General features: G+C 68.5%; 14 protein-coding genes and 5 tRNA genes. 12 read left to right on the top strand and 7 right to left on the bottom strand.

What is annotated here, in order from left to right:
- Window positions 1-44: 44 nt before the first annotated feature.
- The 6 genes from ACT53Q_RS02275 to ACT53Q_RS02250 all read right to left on the bottom strand — a co-directional run bounded on the left by ACT53Q_RS02275 (window position 45) and on the right by ACT53Q_RS02250 (window position 7,940).
- The gene (locus tag ACT53Q_RS02275) at window positions 45-314 is read right to left on the bottom strand and encodes a hypothetical protein (RefSeq protein ID WP_476185015.1); all 270 of its coding nucleotides are present in this window, start codon (window positions 312-314) and stop codon (window positions 45-47) included.
- A 4-nt stretch (window positions 315-318) separates the two neighbouring features.
- Entirely contained in the window at window positions 319-1,854 is a 1,536-nt protein-coding gene (ppx, locus tag ACT53Q_RS02270; protein WP_476185014.1) for an exopolyphosphatase, read from the bottom strand.
- A gap of 140 nt (window positions 1,855-1,994) precedes the next feature.
- Window positions 1,995-4,124 (bottom strand): polyphosphate kinase 1, encoded by a 2,130-nt coding sequence (ppk1, locus tag ACT53Q_RS02265; protein WP_476185013.1) that lies wholly within the window; start codon window positions 4,122-4,124, stop codon window positions 1,995-1,997.
- Complete coding sequence (gene phoR, locus ACT53Q_RS02260) at window positions 4,121-5,461, bottom strand: phosphate regulon sensor histidine kinase PhoR (protein ID WP_476185012.1); 1,341 nt, start codon at window positions 5,459-5,461, stop codon at window positions 4,121-4,123. Before phoR ends, ppk1 begins: the two co-directional genes overlap by 4 nt.
- Before the next feature lie 40 nt (window positions 5,462-5,501).
- Window positions 5,502-6,191 (bottom strand): phosphate regulon transcriptional regulator PhoB, encoded by a 690-nt coding sequence (gene phoB / locus ACT53Q_RS02255; RefSeq protein WP_476170810.1) that lies wholly within the window; start codon window positions 6,189-6,191, stop codon window positions 5,502-5,504.
- Between the two features lie 168 nt (window positions 6,192-6,359).
- Window positions 6,360-7,940 carry a M48 family metalloprotease gene (locus ACT53Q_RS02250; RefSeq protein WP_476185011.1) on the bottom strand — a complete coding sequence of 527 codons (1,581 nt, stop codon included), beginning with the start codon at window positions 7,938-7,940 and terminating at the stop codon, window positions 6,360-6,362.
- A gap of 288 nt (window positions 7,941-8,228) precedes the next feature.
- On the opposite strand from ACT53Q_RS02250, the gene grxC reads away from it, so the two are divergent.
- The 3 genes from grxC to ACT53Q_RS02235 all read left to right on the top strand — a co-directional run bounded on the left by grxC (window position 8,229) and on the right by ACT53Q_RS02235 (window position 10,133).
- A complete protein-coding gene (grxC, locus tag ACT53Q_RS02245) occupies window positions 8,229-8,477 on the top strand; it encodes a glutaredoxin 3 (RefSeq protein ID WP_476185167.1) in 249 nt (82 codons plus the stop codon).
- The gene (locus tag ACT53Q_RS02240) at window positions 8,474-8,896 is read left to right on the top strand and encodes a carboxymuconolactone decarboxylase family protein (protein WP_476185010.1); all 423 of its coding nucleotides are present in this window, start codon (window positions 8,474-8,476) and stop codon (window positions 8,894-8,896) included. Before grxC ends, ACT53Q_RS02240 begins: the two co-directional genes overlap by 4 nt.
- Window positions 8,897-9,125: 229 nt before the next feature.
- Window positions 9,126-10,133, top strand: a complete 1,008-nt coding sequence (locus ACT53Q_RS02235) for an isocitrate dehydrogenase (protein ID WP_476185009.1) — start codon at window positions 9,126-9,128, stop codon at window positions 10,131-10,133.
- A gap of 80 nt (window positions 10,134-10,213) precedes the next feature.
- Here the strand turns inward: ACT53Q_RS02235 and ACT53Q_RS02230 are convergent, their stop codons facing one another.
- Window positions 10,214-10,972: a Bax inhibitor-1/YccA family protein gene (locus tag ACT53Q_RS02230; RefSeq protein WP_476185008.1), complete on the bottom strand. Its 759-nt coding sequence runs from the start codon at window positions 10,970-10,972 to the stop codon at window positions 10,214-10,216.
- A gap of 113 nt (window positions 10,973-11,085) precedes the next feature.
- Here ACT53Q_RS02230 and ACT53Q_RS02225 point away from each other — a divergent pair.
- From ACT53Q_RS02225 to lon, 9 genes are all read left to right on the top strand, one after another.
- Window positions 11,086-11,162, top strand: a tRNA-Pro gene (locus tag ACT53Q_RS02225).
- Between the two features lie 59 nt (window positions 11,163-11,221).
- Window positions 11,222-11,298: transfer RNA gene (locus ACT53Q_RS02220), tRNA-Arg, on the top strand.
- A gap of 82 nt (window positions 11,299-11,380) precedes the next feature.
- Window positions 11,381-11,457: transfer RNA gene (locus tag ACT53Q_RS02215), tRNA-His, on the top strand.
- A gap of 121 nt (window positions 11,458-11,578) precedes the next feature.
- Window positions 11,579-11,654: transfer RNA gene (locus tag ACT53Q_RS02210), tRNA-Lys, on the top strand.
- A 69-nt stretch (window positions 11,655-11,723) separates the two neighbouring features.
- Window positions 11,724-11,808, top strand: a tRNA-Leu gene (locus ACT53Q_RS02205).
- Between the two features lie 324 nt (window positions 11,809-12,132).
- Window positions 12,133-13,437, top strand: a complete 1,305-nt coding sequence (tig, locus tag ACT53Q_RS02200; RefSeq protein WP_476185007.1) for a trigger factor — start codon at window positions 12,133-12,135, stop codon at window positions 13,435-13,437.
- A 66-nt stretch (window positions 13,438-13,503) separates the two neighbouring features.
- Window positions 13,504-14,133 (top strand): ATP-dependent Clp endopeptidase proteolytic subunit ClpP, encoded by a 630-nt coding sequence (gene clpP, locus ACT53Q_RS02195; protein ID WP_476170805.1) that lies wholly within the window; start codon window positions 13,504-13,506, stop codon window positions 14,131-14,133.
- Window positions 14,134-14,267: 134 nt separating this feature from the next.
- The gene (gene clpX / locus ACT53Q_RS02190) at window positions 14,268-15,548 is read left to right on the top strand and encodes an ATP-dependent Clp protease ATP-binding subunit ClpX (protein WP_476185006.1); all 1,281 of its coding nucleotides are present in this window, start codon (window positions 14,268-14,270) and stop codon (window positions 15,546-15,548) included.
- 192 nt (window positions 15,549-15,740) lie between these two features.
- Window positions 15,741-18,263: an endopeptidase La gene (lon, locus tag ACT53Q_RS02185; protein WP_476185005.1), complete on the top strand. Its 2,523-nt coding sequence runs from the start codon at window positions 15,741-15,743 to the stop codon at window positions 18,261-18,263.
- Window positions 18,264-18,352 lie beyond the last annotated feature (89 nt).

Here is an 18,352-nt window from a genome sequence, read left to right as displayed (position 1 = left end):
CGATGGTGGCGCCGTCGTGACGGCGCGATGACGCGGGCGCGGGCTCAGTCGGCCAGGCCGTCGACCACGTCGCCGTCGCGCACGATGCACCAGCCCGCGTTGTGGTGTCCGAACGGACTGCGATCGTCGATGTGTTCCCAGTGCCAGAGCACGTCACCCGGCTGCATGCTCGCAACGAACGCGCGGAATCCGCGGCGGTCGGCCTTGCCGGGGATGCGGCGCACGATGGCCTCGACATCGACCACCGGTTCGGTCAGCGCGTCGCGCAGCAACGCGAGCCACGCCGCCTTGTCGAACACCGGGCCGCCGGCCATGGGCTCAGCTTTCGAGCTTCAGTTCGATGCCGAGGCCGGCCATGCCTTCGGGTTCGTGCACGAGGTCCGACAGCAGCAGCGGGCGTTCTTCCAGCCACGCCGGCGACAGCGCGAGTGCGAGGCTGGCGTTGCCGCAGCGCAGTTCGAGCCGCGGGATGGTTTCCGCCTCGTGCGAACGGTGCAGCAGCACCGCGAGTCGCAGCAGCGCGGCGCAGCGTCGTGCGGGCGCGAGCAGGCGATCGGGCAGGGCTTCGAGCAGCTTGTTGGAGACGTTGCGGCGATGGTTGCGCACCAGCGCGGCGAGGAACAGTTGCTGCTGGCGCGAGAAGCCGGCGATGTCCGAATGCTCCAGCACGTAGGCGCCGTGCACGTGGTACTGGCTGTGCGCGATCGCCAGGCCGAGTTCGTGCACGCGTGCGGCCCACATCAGCATGCGCCGCTTGTCGTCGCCGAGATTCCAGCGCGGTTCGACCTGGTCGAACAGGCGCAATGCGGTGTCTTCGACCCGTTGCGCCTGCGCACGGTCGATGCCGTAGCGCTGCATCAGCGCGTCGATCGAGGCGTCGCGCGGGTCGTCGGCGCCGCCGCGGTCGATCATGTCGTACAGCACGCCCTCGCGCATCGCGGCCTTGCTGACCAGCATGCGCTTGAGGCCCAGCGTCTCGAACGCGGCCTCCAGCACCAGCACGCCGCCGGCGATGATCGGCCGGCGATCCTCGGGCAGGCCGGGCAGGTCGATGGCGTCGATGCGGTCGGCGGCCAGCAGGCGGTCGCGCACCACCGGCAGCGCCTCGGCGGTGACGGCGCCCTTGGTCAGTTTCATCGCCGCGCAGATCTCGCCGATCGCCTTGTTGGTGCCGGACGAGCCGATCGCCTCCTGCCAGCCCAGCGCGCGGTACAGGCCCGCGAACTGCTGGAATTCGGCCTCGATCTCGGTCAGTGCTTCCTTCCAGCGCTTCTTCGACAGCTTGCCGTTCGGGAAGAAGCGGCGGGTGCTGGCGACGCAGCCGATCTGCAGGCTCTCGCGTTCGATCGCGTCGAAGCCGGAGCCGATGATGCATTCGGTGGAGCCGCCGCCGATGTCGATCACCAGTCGGCGCTGCGCCGGTTTCGGCGGCTGCGCGTGGGCCACGCCGAGGTAGATCAGGCGCGCTTCCTCGCGGCCCGACACCACTTCGATGCCGTGGCCGAGCGCGCCTTCGGCTTCTGACAGGAAGACCTGCGGCTGGCGCAGCGCGCGCACGGTGTTGGTGGCGATCGCGCGCACCGCGTGCGGCGGGAAGTCGCGGATGCGTTCGCCGAAGCGCGAGAGGCAGTCCAGCGCACGCTGGCGCGCCTCGGGCGAGAGGCCGCCGCGTTCGTCCAGGCCGTCGGCCAGGCGCACGGTCTCGCGCAGGCGGTCGATGGTGCGCAGCTGGCCCAGCACGTTGCGCGCGACGACCATGTGGAAACTGTTCGAGCCGAGGTCGATGGCGGCGAGCAGGGCGCCTTCCTGCAACGGAAGGGCGGGCGCGCGGCCGGAGGCGGCGGATCGATTCAAGCGGGGGCCTTCTGGGGCAGGCCGGCGCGTACGCCGGCGAATGCCGCGCAGACTACCAACACGCCGGCCCGAACGGAACCGTTTTCAGGCCCTCGACGATGGTCGGATCGACAGCGCGATCGACCCTGCGATCGACGCCGTCAAAGGCCGAGCACGCCCAGCAGCGTCGCCTGCGCCGAATGCGGCGGATGTGCGTCGTCCGGCGCGATCCGGCGATAGCTGCCGTCTGGCAGCAGCTCCCAGGCGTTGAGGGTGTCGCGCAGGTAGTTGTCCAGCGATTCGGTCTTCACCCGCTTGGCCAGTTCGGGGTCGAGGATCGGGAAGCCCGTCTCCACCCGGCGCAGCAGGTTGCGCTCCAGCCAGTCGGCGCTGGAGCAGAACAGCTCCGGCGAGCCGTCGTTGCCGAACCACCACACGCGGCTGTGTTCGAGGAAGCGACCGACGATCGAGCGCACGCGGATGTGCTCGGACACGCCGGGCAGGCCCGGGCGCAGGGTGCAGGCGCTGCGCACGATCAGATCGATCTCCACGCCCGCCTGCGAGGCGGCGTACAGCGCGCGGATCACCTGCGGTTCGTTCAGCGCGTTCATCTTGGCGATGATCCGCGCCGGCCTGCCGGCGAGCGCATGCTTCGTCTCGCGTTCGATGCGCTTGAGCACGCCGTCGTGCAGCGTGAACGGCGATTGCAGCAGGCGCCGCAGCTTGATCGCCGGGGCGAGGCCGGAGATCTGCTGGAAGATCTGCTGCACGTCGCTGCCGATGTCCGGGTTGGCGGTGATCAGGCCGAAGTCGGTGTAGGCGCGCGAGGTGCCGGCGTGGTAGTTGCCGGTGCTCAGATGCGTGTAGCGGCGCAGCGTGCGGCCTTCGCGGCGCACGATCAGCAGCATCTTGGCGTGGGTCTTGTAGCCGACCACGCCGTAGACCACCTGCACGCCGGCGTCCTGCAGGCGATCGGCGAGGCGCAGGTTGGCTTCCTCGTCGAAGCGCGCGCGCAGTTCGACCACCACGGTCACGTCCTTGCCGTTGCGCGCCGCCTGGATCAGGTGTTCGACGATCGGCGAATCGCGGCCGGCGCGGTACAGCGTCTGCTTGATCGCCAGCACGTTCGGATCCTCGGCCGCCTGGCGGATGAGGTCGAGCACCGGCGAGAACGCGTCGAACGGATGGTGCAGCAGCAGGTCGCCGGCGGCGACGCGCGCGAACACCGACTCGCCTTCCAGCGGGTTGCGCGCCTGGAACGGCGGGAATTTCAGGTCCGGACGGTCTTCCAGGTCGTACACCTGCACGACGCGGTTGAGGTTGACCGGGCCGTTGATGCGGTACACCGCGTTCTCGGGCAGGTCGAAGTTCTGCAGCAGGAAATGCACGATGTCCTGCGGGCACTGTTCGGCGATCTCCAGCCGCACCGCGCGCAGGTAGCCGCGGCCGAGCAGTTCGTCGCGCAGCGCGAGCGCGAGGTTCTCGACTTCCTCCTCGTCGACGATCAGCTCGGAATTGCGCGTCACCCGGAACTGGTAGGCGCCCTTGACCTTCATGCCGGGGAACAGCTCGCCCACGAACTCGGACAGGATCGACGACAGGAACACGTAGTCGCGGTTGCGCTCGTCGTCCGTGGCCTCGTCGGGCACGCGGATGATACGCGGCAGCGAGCGCGGGGCGCGCACGATCGCCAGGTGCGCTTCGCGGCCGAAGGCGTCGCGGCCTTCCAGCACCACCACCACGTTCAGCGACTTGTTGAGGATCTTCGGGAATGGATGCGACGGGTCCAGGCCCAGCGGCGAGAGCACCGGCATGATCTCGTCGAGGAAGTACTGGCGCAGCCACGCGCTCTGCGCCTCGGACCACTGCTCGCGCTGGAGCAGGCGCACGCCGGCGTCGAACAGCGCGGGGCGCACGTCCTCGTAGAAGCAGCGGTACTGCTCGCGCACCAGTTCGGCGGCGCGATCATGGATGCGCCGCAGCAGGCTGGCGTGCGGGATGCCGTCGGCCGCCAGCGGCATGCCGAAGTCCAGTGCGTGGCGCACGGTGGCGGCGCGGATCTCGAAGAACTCGTCGAGGTTGGTGCAGGAAATGCACAGGTAGCGCAGCCGCTCCAGCAGCGGCACCGACGGATCCTGCGCCTGCGCCAGCACGCGGAAGTTGAAGTCGAGCTGCGACAGTTCGCGATTGAGGTAGAGCCCGGTGTCGCGCAGCGGATCGGCGTCCTGCACGACCTCGGGGGCGGGCGTCTGCGGACGGGCGGGCGGGCGTTGCGAACGGCGGGAGGTCATGCGGATTCGTCGGAATGGGCGTTGGCGGGGAGCGGCTCGCGCGCGCGGACGCGCTCGCGGCCGAAGCGGCAGGCGAAGCGGCTGCCGCGGCCGACCTCGCTCTCGATCTCCAGCCGCGCCTGGTGCAGGTTCAGCACGTGCTTGACGATCGACAGGCCGAGGCCGGTACCGCCGCTCTCGCGCGAGCGGCTGGTGGAGACGCGGTAGAAACGTTCGGTGATGCGCGGCAGGTGCGAGGCGGGGATGCCGTAGCCGGTGTCCTCGACCGCCAGCGACACGCCGCCGTCGCGTTCGGGCAGGAAACGGATGCGGAGGCTGCCGCCGGCCGGGGTGTAGCGGATCGCGTTGCTGACGAGGTTCGAGAACGCGCTGTGCAGTTCCTTGGTCGAGCCCCACAGGTCGACGCCCGCGGCGTCCTCGACGGTGACGGTGTGCCGGCGCTGGCTCAGCGCTTCGGCCTCGCGCCGCAGCGAGGCCAGCATCGACGGCATCGACACGGTTTCCTCGGGCAGCGCTTCCTGCGCTTCCAGCCGCGACAGCGTGAGCAGGTCCTCGACCAGTTGGGTCATGCGCTGCGACTGCCGCTGCATTTCGCCCAGCATCGGCGCCCAGTCCGGCTTCTCTTCCGGATCAAGCATGTCGAGGTAGCCGTGGACCACGGTCAGCGGCGTGCGCAGTTCGTGCGAGACGTTGGCGACGAAGTCGCGGCGCATCTGCTCCAGCCGCATCACCTTGCTCACGTCGCGTGCGACCAGTAGCCACAGTTCGTCGGAGTAGGGGATCAGGCGCAGGCTCAGGCGCAGGTCCGGATGCACCGGGGAGGGCGTGTCGGTCAGCGGTTCGGCATGGCGGCCGGCGGCCAGCCAGTGCGCGACCGGCAGCGGCTGCAGACGATCGCCCAGCGAGGCGCCGAGGTCGCGCGGATAGCGCAGGCCGAGCAGGCGGGTTGCGGCCTCGTTGAACCACTGGATGCGCTGGCTGTTGCGTTCGACCACCACGATGGCGTCGGGCATCGCGGTCGCCGCGGCGCGGTAGGCGCGGAGCATCGCGATCAGGCGGCGCTTGCGTCCGCGGACCTCTTCCTGGCGACGGTGCAGCAGGCGGTCGAGCTGGTTCCAGACGCCGCCGCCTTCGGGCGGAAGCTCGCGCTGGCGGGCGGTCAGCCGCAGCAGCAGCCGGCGGAGCTTCCAGTAGTGCCAGGCGACCACGCCCAGCGCGGTCGCGGTGAGGACGGGCCACGGCTGGCCGATCGCGACGCCCAGCGCGAGCCCGGCCGCCAGCGCCAGCACCAGCTGGCCCAGGGTCCTGAACCACGCGGAGCGGGCGTCGGTCGGCATCCGCGCAGTCTACCGGCAATCGTCGTCGGGGCCGGCGCGCTCAGAGCGTGGCGGAGAAGCGGTAGCCCGCGCCGCGCACGGTCTGCACCATGCCGTCGAGCTGCACCGGCTCCAGCGCGCGCCGCAGCCGGCGGATGTGCACGTCGACCGTGCGCTCCTCGACGTAGGTGTTGCCGCCCCAGACGTGGTCCAGCAGCTGGTTGCGGGTGTAGACGCGCTCGGCATGGGTCATGAAGAAGTGCAGCAGGCGGTATTCGGTCGGGCCGATCTGCACCTGGGTCTCGCCGGCGAACACGCGGTGCGAGGCGCCGTCGATGCGCAGGCCGCCGACCTGGACGCTGCCGTCCTCGTCGTCCTCGCGGGCGCGGCGCAGCACGGCGCGGATGCGGGCGAGCAGTTCGCGCGCCGAGAACGGCTTGACCACGTAGTCGTCGACGCCGGCTTCCAGCCCGCCGACGCGATCGTTCTCCTCGCCGCGGGCGGTGAGCATGATGATCGGGATCTCGCGGGTCAGGGTGTCGCGGCGCCAGCGCCGGGCCAGTTCGAGGCCGCTGGTGCCCGGGAGCATCCAGTCGAGCAGGATCAGGTCCGGCACGCGCTCGGCGATGGCGGCCTGCGCTTCGCGGGCGTCGCCGGCGTGGATCGGTTCGTACTCGCCCTTGCGCAGGGCGAAGGCGACCATGTCGCGGATCGCGGGTTCGTCGTCGACGATGAGGATGCGCTTCTGCATGGGCTGCGGCGTGGTCCACTGCGGGGGAAGGCCGGTCGCTGAGGGCGCGACCGGGCGCAGGGCACAGTAGACGACACTTTTGTGACCGGACGGTGACGACGGAAGCTCCGCCGCAACATGCCCGCCGACGGCCGCGTCAGCGCCGGCGGCGAAGAAGCCGGCGCTGCGTCAGAGCCGGCGTTCGAGCTCGTCGTCGCGCACGCCCTGGCGGCGCAGTTCCAGCACCGACGGCGTGATCTCGGCGATGCGGGCCTCGATCCGGGCGCGGGCGTAATAGTCGACCTCGGGCCGCTTGAGCAGCGTGTTCAGCTGCACCAGCGCGCGTTCCGGACGGCCGTTCAGCACTTCGGCCTCGGCATAGGCCTCGCCGGCGCGGACCGGGTCGCCGGCTACTTCGCAGGCGCGGGCAAAGGTCTGCTGGAAGATCGGGTCGTCCTTCGCCGAGACCAGCAGCGGGCGCAGCACGGCCTGCGCGCGGCGGCCGGACTCGACGTCGTTGCGCTCGGCCAGCATGCGCGCGTAGCTGAGGCTGCCGGCGCGGTGCTGCGGCATTCGCGCGAGCAGGGCGTCCATGCGCTTGTCGGCGGCGGCGAAATCGCCGGCGTGCGCCTCGGATTCGGCCATCGCGATCACCACCCACGGGTCGTTCGCATGGTCGGCCAGCAGCGCGAGCAGTTCCTTCCTCGCCCCGGGGTAGTCGCCGTTGCGATCGTGGGCGAGGGCGAGGCCGTAGCGCTGGGCGTCGGTGAGCGGCCTGGCCTTGCGCATGCGCTCGTACTCGCGCACGGCCTCGACGGGCGTGTCGGCGCTGAACACGCGGATGCGTTCGCGCGCCCAGCCGAACTGCACCGCGTCGGCGCCGGCGGGCGCGCCGGAGACGCGCATCCCCGGCGGCAGCAGCGGATTGCTGCCGAGACCGCCGCCGGCGTCGAACGACGGCGGTTTCGCCGCCAGCGTCTCGGCGCGGGCCTTGGCTTCGCTGATGCGGGTGGTGGTGACCGGGTGGGTCTGCAGGTAGCCCGGCGTACGCTCGCGCTCGCCGCCCTGGTTGACGCGGGAGATCGCCTGCATGCGTTCGAACATGCTGACCATCGCCTGCGGGTCGTAGCCGGCGCGGACCAGCGTCTGGATGCCGAGGCGGTCGGCCTCGGACTCGTTGGAGCGGGTGTAGTCGATCTGCCGCTGCGCCATCAACGCCTGCGCGGAGGCCATCGCCGCCATCGAGGCGTCGCCCGAGGAATTGCCGCCGGCGGACTGCGCCACCGCGATCGCGCCCAGCATCGCCAGCAGGATCGGCACGCTGTCCTTCTGCGCGCGTTCGGCGGCGCGCAGCACGTGGGTCTGGGTGACGTGCGCGACCTCGTGCGCGAGCACGCCGGCCACTTCGTCCTCGCTCTCCGCCGCCAGCACCATGCCGGCATTGGCGCCGACGTAGCCGCCGAGCGTGGCGAAGGCGTTGAACTGGCGATCCCGCATCAGGAAGAACGTGAACGGCTGCTGCGGCTTGTCGCTGGACGCCGCCAGCCGGTGACCCACCGACTGCAGCCAGCCGTCGATGAGCGGATCGTCGAGGATGTAGCCGTAGTGGCGCAGCTGCGCCAGCATCATGCTGCCGTACTCGGCCTGCTTCGCCGGGTTCAGCAGTTCGTTCGCGGACGATCCGATGTCCGGCAGCTTCGTCTCCTGCGCCGGGGCGACGGCAGCGGCGAGCGCGAAGGTGAGGGCGGCGATGGCGACCGGCAGGCGCATGGGACGATCCAGGACGGGGATTGCGGCGACAGGATGACGCCTGCGGCCGACGCAGGCGTGAATGCGTTGTTAATCCGACCGGGATGACCGGGTCGATCCGGCTCGTCCGCGCACCGTTCTCCCGGGCGCAGGCCTCTCTTCGGTGGATCGTTGTGTTGCCTGTCCACGCATGCCGTCCGGCTGGAAATGGCCGGAACCGCCCCCCATCATGCCCAGTCCGCCGCCAACGCCGGCGCCTGCCGCCGCGAGGAGCCCCGCTTGAACACCGCCGCCCATCCGCCGATCACGATGTACACGACGGCCATCTGTCCGTACTGCATCTCGGCCAAGAACTTCCTGAAGAGCAAGGGCCTGACGTGGAGCGAGGTCCGGATCGACACCGACCCCGCCGAGCGCCAGCGCATGGTCGATCGCACCGGCCGCACCAGCGTGCCGCAGATCTTCGTCGGCGACGTCCACGTCGGCGGCTTCGACGACATGATGGCGATGCACCGCGCCGGCCAGTTCGAGCCGCTGCTCGCCGGAGGTGCCGCATGAGCGCCGATGCCGGCACCGGGCAGGCGAGTGAGCAGGCAAGCGAACAGGATCGCGTCGCCGCCTTCACCGCGTTTCGCAAGCGCATGAACGAACGGATCCTGGCCGAGCCGAACCAAGTGGTGCGCCGCTTCTTCGCGCTCGATACCCAGACCTACCAGCCCGGCGCGCTGGACGTGAAGACCAAGGAACTGCTGGGTCTCGTCGCCTCGCTCGTGCTGCGCTGCGACGACTGCATCAGCTACCACGTGGCCCAGTGCCGCGAGGCCGGCGTGCATCGCGACGAGATGTTCGAGGCGTTCTCGGTGGGGCTGGTCGTCGGCGGCTCGATCGTCATCCCGCACCTGCGCCGCGCGGTCGATTTCCTCGACCGGCTGGAGCAGGGCGAGGCCGCCGCGGCCCCTGCGCACGAGCACGGCTGACCTGCGCCGGGCACGGGTTTCCCCGGTCCGGGCGGGACATCGCCACGCGCCTGCGACCATCGTCTGAACGCGCCGTTCGAGCAGGATCGGCGGCGTTCCGGCATAATTCGCGGGTTGTTCCGCCGCCTGCGTCCCCGCGACGCCCTCGCGGCGGCACGCGCCGTCCGATCAGATCCCCGACGACCGAAGGCCCCGCGCACGCGCGCCGGGGCCCAGCTGGAACAGACCCATGACCCAAACGATCACCGTCATCCGCGGCGATGGCATCGGCCCCGAAATCATGGAGGCCGCGCTGTCCGTGCTCGACGCCATGAACACCGGCCTGACCTACGAAGAAGCCGACGCCGGCATGGTCGCGCTCGAGAAGCACGGCGAGCTGCTGCCGCAGGCGACCCTCGACTCGATCCGCCGCAACCGCATCGCGCTCAAGAGCCCGCTGACCACGCCGGTGGGCGAGGGCTTCAGTTCGATCAACGTGGAACTGCGCAAGCGCTTCGATCTGTACGCCAACGTGCGCCCGGCGAAGTCGTTCCCGAACACCAAGTCGCGCTTCCCGTCGGGCGTGGACCTGATCACCGTCCGCGAAAACACCGAGGGCGCGTACATCGGCGAAGGCCAGTCGCTGTCGGAAGACGGCGAGACCGCGATGCTGACGCAGAAGATCACCCGCCGCGGCTCCGAGCGCATCGTCCGCTACGCCTTCGAGCTGGCCCGCAAGACCGGCCGCAAGAAGGTCACGGTCGTGCACAAGGCCAACATCCTGAAGTCGACCTCGGGCCTGTTCCTGAAGACCGCACGCGCGGTTGCCGCGGAATACCCGGACATCCAGTGCAACGAGATGATCGTCGACAACACCTGCATGCAGCTGGTGATGCGGCCGGAGCAGTTCGACATCATCGTCACCACGAATCTCTTCGGCGACATCATCTCCGACCTCTGCGCCGGCCTCGTCGGCGGCCTGGGCCTGGCGCCGGGCGCCAACATCGGCACCGAGGCGGCGATCTTCGAGGCCGTGCACGGCTCGGCGCCGGACATCGCCGGCAAGGGCCTGGCCAATCCCTGCGCGCTGCTGATGGCGATCGGCCAGATGCTCGACCACATCGGCCAGCCGGAGAACGCGAATCGTCTGCGCGCGGCGATCATCGCCACGCTGGAAGCGAAGGATTCGCTGACCCCGGATCTCGGCGGGACCGGCAACACGATGTCGTTCGCGAAGGCGATCGCCAGCCGGTTGTAAGCCGCGGCCCGCTCGCGAGACCCGAAACGAAACGGGGCGCCATCGGCGCCCCGTTTCGCATGTGAGGGATCGAACTGCCCTCAGCGGCGCTGCAGCTTGGCCAGCAGGCGCAGGATTTCGAGGTACAGCCACACCAGCGTGACCATCAGCCCGAACGCGCCGTACCACTCCATGTACTTCGGCGCGCCGCTGTCGACGCCACTCTCGATGAAGTCGAAATCCAGCACCAGGTTCAGCGCCGCGATGACGACCACGAACAGGCTGAAACCGATGCCGATCATCCCGGAGCCATGGATGTACGGGATCTGGACGCCGAAGAACCCGAGCACGATCGTCGCCAGATAGACCAGGCAGATGCCGCCGGTGGCGGCGACCACGCCGAGCTTGAAGTTCTCCGTGGCGCGGATCAGCCCGGAGCGATAGGCGAAGAGGAGCGCGAACAGGGTGCCGAAGGTCAGCATCACGGCCTGCAGCACGATCCCGTGGAAACGGGCGTCGTAGATCGCCGAGAGCGTGCCGAGGAAGAAGCCTTCCAGCAGCGCGTAGAGCGGCGCGGTGACCGGCGACCATTCCTTCTTGAAGGTGGTGATCAGCGCCAGCACGAAGCCGCCGAGGGCGCCGCCGATCAGGTACACCATGGCGCCCGGCGCGAGTTCGCCCGGCGCGGAGAACGTCCGCGACCACGCGAACGCGGCCGTCAGCACCGACAGCAGGAGCAGGAAACCGGTCTTGTTGACCGTGCCGCCGAGCGTCATCGCGTCCGTGCCGCCACGGACGACGCGGCCGCTGCCGACGTCGAGGAAGGTGGAGTCCGAAAGGACCGGATTGCCGCTGCGCATGATGGCTCCCTGGGGAATGTCGGGTCTGAAGCGCGCAGGATACCCGCTCGATGTCGTCTTGCGCGTTGACAGCACGGCCAGTGCTCCCGACAATAGCCGGCCGAACGCACCGGCGGGGTATAGCGCAGTCTGGTAGCGCGCCTGCTTTGGGAGCAGGATGTCGGGGGTTCGAATCCCTCTACCCCGACCAACTCCCGGCGGCTTCCGTCGTCGTGTGCCGCTCCGTCCGTCCCGCTATCATGCGCTCACGCGCCCGTAGCTCAACCGGATAGAGCACCGGCCTTCTAAGCCGGCGGTTGCAGGTTCGAGTCCTGCCGGGCGCGCCATGCGCAGGCATGGACGGGGAAGGTTCATCGCCCGGCGGGGCGCCACGGATCGGCGAAACGTGCGGTTGCAAGCGTTCCAATGGTGGCTGTAGCTCAGTTGGTTAGAGTCCTGGATTGTGATTCCAGATGTCGGGGGTTCGAGTCCCCTCAGCCACCCCAGATTCGAGGTTGCCGCAGCGTCATTTCACCGCAACGTGCGCGATCTTCCGGCAACGCCGGTATCGAGGCACGAAAAACGGATTGCGACGAAGTGGGGAAGTGCGGTATCCTTTGCAGCATCGGGCCGTTAGCTCAGTTGGTAGAGCAGTTGACTCTTAATCAATAGGTCCAAGGTTCGAATCCTTGACGGCCCACCAGTTCCAGCAGCGCCCGGCAATGCCGGGCGTTTTGCTTTGCGCCTTCCGGCGAACGCGCCGGGGCGACATGCGAGAGTGGCGAAATTGGTAGACGCAACAGATTTAGGTTCTGTCGCCGCAAGGTGTGGGGGTTCGAGTCCCCCCTCTCGCACCACGCCGCAGTGGCGTTGACGCTGCGGTGCAGATGAACGAGCCGTGGCGAGGGGCAGCCCCGAAGCGCCGCGGATCTCGGGCCATGGGCGCTCCCGGCCACGGATCGTCGCCCTTCACGTTTTTCCCGGCTTCTCCCCCGGCGGCGCCACGTCCTGCGTCCCCATTCCCGCCAACCATCGCCTCAATCTGGCGGGAAGGCCCGTAATCGGACACACTATCCCGTTCCGCCGGGGGCGCATGCCCCGATGGCCGCCCGGACCGGTGGCCAGGATCCCAACCTTTCATCGCCGGCCGCGCGAGGGCGCGGCAGCAGGAGTCGCCAGCAATGCAAGTTTCACTCGAATCCGTGGGTAATCTCGAGCGCCGCATGACCCTGCGCGTGCCGACCGAGAGCGTCGAGAGCCGGATCGGCGGCCGCCTGCGCGAACTCGCGCGCACCGCCAACCTCAAGGGCTTCCGCCCGGGCAAGGTGCCGACGAAGGTCATCGAGCAGCGCTACGGCGCGCAGGTCCGTGGCGAGGTGCTGGACGACCTGCTGCAGCAGGGTTTCGACCAGGGCGTGCGCGAGAACGAACTGCGCCTGGCCGGCAACCCGCGCATCGAACCGTCGGAAGACGCGGGCGAGGGCGAACTGGCCTTCGTCGCCACCTTCGAGGTGGTGCCGGACTTCGGCGAGATCGACGTGACCAAGCTGGAAGTCGTGCGCGACACTGCCGAGGTGACCGAGGACGACATCGATCGCATGATCGAGAACCTCCGCCTGCAGCGCCGCAGCTGGACGATCGTCAACCGCCCGGCCCAGGCTGGCGACGCGGTGGACGTCGAGACCTGGTCGCTGGTCGACGGCGAACGCCTGCCGCCCGAAGGCGCCGAGCGCGGCGTGACCATGATCGGCTCCGGCGGCATGTACCCGGACATCGAGAACGCGCTGGTCGGTCTCAGCGCCGGCGAAGACCGCACCGTGACCGTCGATTTTCCGGCCGACTGGCGCGTGCCGCAGCTGGCGGGCAAGCAGGCCGTGGTGAACGTGAAGATCGAGGCCGTCTCCGAGCCGGTGCAGCCGGAAGTCGATGCCGACTTCATCCGCAGCTTCGGCGTGAAGTCCGGCGACATGGCCCAGTTCCGCACCGAGATCCGCAGCAACCTCGAGCGCGAGCTGAAGGGCGCCCTGATGGCGCGCCTGCGCCGCGAGGTCGGCGAGCAGCTGATCCTGGCCTACGCCCATGTCGAGATGCCGCCGCGTCTGGTCGAGAACGAAGCCCGCGCGATGCTCGCGCAGACGCTGGAGCAGGCCCGCCAGCAGGGTCGCCAAGTCGAGGCGCCGGAAGAGGCGTGGCGCGACTTCCTCGAATCGGCCCGCAAGCGCATCACGGTCGCCCTGGTGGTCAGCGAGATCGCCCGCCGCAACGGCCTGTCGCTCGATCCGAAGCGTCTGAACGAAACGCTGCGTCTCATCGCCTCCACCTACGAAGAACCGCAGCAGGTCATTGATTTGTACCGCAGCGACCGCCAGCTCATGGCCGGCCTGCAGAATCGCGTCATGGAAGAGCAGGTCATCGACTGGATCGCCGAGCGCGCCGTCCACACCGACCGCACGCTCGCCTTCCAGGACGCGATCGCCCCGCAGTAACCTGCTGCGGGCCCTGCCTCCGGGCCGCGGCGACGCGGCCCACCCCCACGACCGGTGCGACCACGCATGAACAGTCTCCAGACCAAAGCCCTCAACCTCGTGCCGATGGTGGTCGAACAGACCAGCCGCGGCGAGCGCGCGTACGACATCTACTCCCGGCTGCTGAAGGAGCGGGTGATCTTCCTGGTCGGCGGCATCGACGACTACATGGCCAACGTGATCGTCGCCCAGTTGCTGTTCCTCGAGGCCGAGAATCCCGAAAAGGACATCAGCCTGTACATCAACTCGCCTGGCGGCGTGGTCACCGCGGGCATGGCGATCTACGACACCATGCAGTTCATCAAGCCGGACGTGAGCACCATCTGCGTCGGCCAGGCGGCCAGCATGGGCGCGCTGCTGCTGGCCTCGGGTGCGAAGGGCAAGCGCTATGCGCTGCCGAACTCCCGCGTGATGATCCACCAGCCGCTGGGCGGCTTCCAGGGCCAGGCGACGGACATCGACATCCACGCCCGCGAGATCCTGACCCTGCGCCAGCGCCTGAACGAGATCCTGTCGCACCACACCGGCCAGGCGCTGGAGACCATCGCCCGCGATACCGAGCGCGACAACTTCAAGAGCGCCGAGGCCTCCCGCGACTACGGTCTGGTCGACCACGTGCTGGAACGCCGCCCGGAAGAGTCGATCCAGCCGGCGTGATCCGACGCCGGCCGGGTCATCGGCCGGTGCAAGCTCCTGATTCCAATAGGCATCCTGAATCCAGCCCCGGCCCGCTTGCGGCCGGGAGCCCGGATGCTATCCTCCCCCTACCTGCGTCAGAGAACCCCAGCAGCATGAGCGAAGACCGGCAAGGCCGCAGCGGCGACGGCAACAAGATCCTGTATTGCTCGTTCTGCGGGAAAAGCCAGCATGAGGTCCGCAAGCTCATCGCGGGCCCGAGCGTGTTCATCTGCGACGAATGCGTCGAGCTGTGCAACGACATCATCCGCGAGGAGCTGGAGGAGAAGGCGCAGGCCACCCGCAGCCATCTGCCCAAGCCGCGCGAGATCCTCGAAGTCCTCGACCAGTACGTCATCGGCCAGTCGCGCGCCAAGAAGACCTTGGCGGTGGCGGTGTACAACCACTACAAGCGCATCGAGAGCCGCCAGAAGAACGACGACATCGAGCTGGCGAAGTCGAACATCCTGCTGATCGGGCCGACCGGCTCGGGCAAGACGCTGCTGGCCGAGACCCTGGCCCGCCTGCTCAACGTGCCGTTCACGATCGCCGACGCCACCACGCTGACCGAAGCCGGTTACGTGGGCGAGGACGTCGAGAACATCATCCAGAAGCTGCTGCAGAAGTGCGACTACGACGTCGAGAAGGCGCAGCAGGGCATCGTCTACATCGACGAGATCGACAAGATCTCGCGCAAGAGCGAGAACCCGTCGATCACCCGTGACGTGTCCGGCGAAGGCGTGCAGCAGGCGCTGCTCAAGCTGATCGAAGGCACCGTCGCCAGCGTCCCGCCGCAGGGCGGCCGCAAGCACCCGCAGCAGGAATTCCTGCAGGTCGACACGCGCAACATCCTGTTCATCGTCGGCGGCGCGTTCGCCGGCCTCGACAAGATCATCCAGCAGCGCAGCAGCGAATCCGGCGGCATCGGTTTCGGCGCCAAGCTCAAGAGCAGCGAGCGCAAGGCCGATGTCAGCAAGGTGCTGTTCGACGTCGAGCCCGAGGACCTGATCAAGTTCGGCCTGATCCCCGAATTCGTCGGCCGCCTGCCGGTGGTCGCGACCCTCGAGGAACTGGACGAAACCGCGCTGGTGAAGATCCTCACCGAGCCCAAGAACGCGATCAGCAAGCAGTTCCGCAAGCTGTTCGAGATGGAAGGCGTGGAGCTGGAGTTCCGCCAGGACGCGCTCCTGGCGATCGCCCGCAAGGCGCTCAAGCGCAAGACCGGCGCGCGCGGCCTGCGCACCATCGTCGAATCGGTGCTGCTCGACACGATGTACGACCTGCCGTCGCTGGAGAATGTCAGCAAGGTGGTGGTCGACGAATCGGTGATCGAGCACAAGTCCGAGCCGTACCTGATCTACCAGACGCCGCCGAACAAGGTCGCGTCCGCCGAGTGACGGTAGCGCCACGGCGTTTCCCCGCGCGGGCATCCGGACATCCTCCGGGTGCCCGTTGCGTTTTCGGGCATCGCGATCCGGGATCGATCGATCCCCGTTCGGCGGGCCGCGCTTGCATCCCTTCCGCAGCGGCCCCATAACGGGCCGAAGGTTGGCGCTTACCGGGCGCCGGCATCCCGATCGGAGCCCCCCATGAGCGATTCCTCCGCCAGTCCCTTCGTCGACATCCCCGTGCTGCCGCTGCGCGATGTCGTCGTCTTCCCCAGCATGGTCATCCCGCTGTTCGTCGGGCGCGAGAAATCGATCCGCGCGCTCGACCTGGCGATGGACCGCGACAAGCGCATCCTGCTGGTCGCACAGAAATCCCCCGAAACCGACGATCCCGTCGCCGCCGACCTGTACGAGGTCGGCACGCTCGCGCAGGTGCTGCAACTGCTGAAGCTGCCCGACGGCACGATCAAGGTGCTCGTCGAAGGCGTCTCCCGTGCGCGCCTGACGCGCGTGCACGAGGCCGACGGCGCGCTCGCCGGCGACGCCGAGGTGCTCGATCCGGTCGAACGCCACGACCCGCGCGAGGTCGAGGCCATCGGGCGTTCGCTGATGAGCCTGTTCGAGCAGTACGTGAAGACCAACCGCAAGCTGCCGCCGGAGCTGATGCAGACGCTGTCCGGCATGGATGAGCCGGGCCGCCTGGCCGACACCATCTCGGCGCATCTCAGCGTGCGCCTGGCCGAGAAACAGCGCCTGCTGGAAGCGGTCGAGATCGGCAAGCGGCTGGAACTGCTGGTCGGGCTGGTCGACGGCGAGATCGACGTGCAGCAGTTGGAGAAGCGCATCCGCGGCCGCGTGAAGTCGCAGATGGAGAAGAGCCAGCGCGAGTACTACCTCAACGAGCAGATGAAGGCGATCCAGAAGGAACTGGGCGAGCTCGACGACGCGCCGAACGACATCGAGGACCTGACCCGCCGCATCGCCGAAGCCGGCATGCCCAAGCCGGTCGAGACCAAGGCGAAGTCCGAACTCAACAAGCTCAAGCAGATGTCGCCGATGTCGGCCGAGGCCGCGGTCGTGCGCAACTATCTCGACTGGGTGCTCGGCGTGCCCTGGAACAAGCGCAGCAAGATCCGCAAGGACCTGAAGGTCGCGCAGGAAACGCTCGACGCCGACCACTACGGCCTGGAGAAGGTGAAGGAACGCATCCTCGAATACCTCGCGGTGCAGACCCGCGTGAAGCGGATGAAGGGCGCGATCCTGTGCCTCGTCGGTCCGCCGGGCGTGGGCAAGACCTCGCTGGGCCAGAGCATCGCGAAGGCCACGAACCGCAAGTTCGTGCGCATGTCGCTGGGCGGCGTGCGCGACGAGGCCGAGATCCGCGGCCATCGCCGGACGTACGTCGGTTCGATGCCGGGCCGCATCGTGCAGAACCTCAACAAGGCCGGCAGCCGCAATCCGCTGTTCGTGCTGGACGAGATCGACAAGATGTCGATGGACTTCCGCGGCGATCCGTCGGCGGCGCTGCTGGAAGTGCTCGATCCCGAGCAGAACAGCGCCTTCAACGACCATTACCTGGAAGTCGACCTCGACCTGTCCGAGGTGATGTTCGTCGCCACGTCCAACTCGCTGAACATCCCGGGGCCGCTGCTCGACCGCATGGAGGTCATCCGCATCCCCGGCTACACCGAGGAAGAGAAGCTCAACATCGCCGAGCGCTACCTGCTGCCGAAGCAGCTGAAGGCGAACGGCCTGAAGCCGGCCGAACTGAAGGTGTCCGAAGACGCGTTGCGCGACATCGTGCGCTACTACACGCGTGAATCCGGCGTGCGCAATCTCGAACGCGAGATCTCGAAGATCTGCCGCAAGGTGGTGAAGGAAATCGCGCTGGCCGGCCCTGCCGCCGCGCCCGCAGCGATGCCCGCGAAGGGCGCGCGCAAGGCCGCGACGGCGAAGGTCTCCGCGCCGGCGAAGGCGCAGAAGGCGGTGAAGAATGTCGCCGTCAACGCGAAGAACCTCGACAAGTATCTCGGCGTGCGCCGTTTCGACTATGGTCGCGCCGAACGCGACAACGAAGTCGGCATGGTCACCGGCCTGGCCTGGACCGAAGTCGGCGGCGACCTGCTGCAGATCGAATCCACGCTGATGCCGGGGAAGGGCCAGCTGATCCTCACCGGCCAGCTCGGCGACGTGATGAAGGAATCCGCGTCGGCCGCGCTGTCGGTCGTGCGCGCGCGCACCGAACGTCTCGGCATCGAGGTCGATTTCCTGCAGAAGCTCGACGTGCACCTGCACGTGCCCGACGGCGCCACGCCGAAGGATGGTCCGAGTGCGGGCATCGCGATGGCGACGGCGCTGGTGTCGGCGCTGACGAAGGTGCCGGTGCGCGCCGATGTGGCGATGACCGGCGAGATCACGCTGCGCGGCAAGGTCACTGCCATCGGCGGCCTGAAGGAAAAACTCCTCGCCGCACTGCGCGGCGGCATCCGCACCGTGCTGATCCCCGACGAGAACCGCAAGGATCTCGCCGACATTCCGAAGACCGTCACCGACCGCATGAAGATCGTGCCGGTGCGCTGGATCGACGAAGTGCTCGATCTCGCGCTCGAACATCCGATCGCGCCGGCACAGGCGAAGTCGCCGGCTAAGAAAACGGCGCGTGCACCCGCCCGCAAATCGACGCGCCCCGCCGCCAGCACGCGCCGGGAAGTGCGCAAGCACTGATCGAAACGCCCCGGTCACGATGTCCGCAACGCGATTGCGGATGTCGTGCGGATTGCCGTTTTCCCTGCATTTTCAGCGCTTTTCGGTTG

The organism is Lysobacter sp. DMC97 (assembly GCF_056313745.1).
Note: the sequence above shows the minus strand (reverse complement) of the source record. Positions and strands in the feature narration are given on the sequence as shown.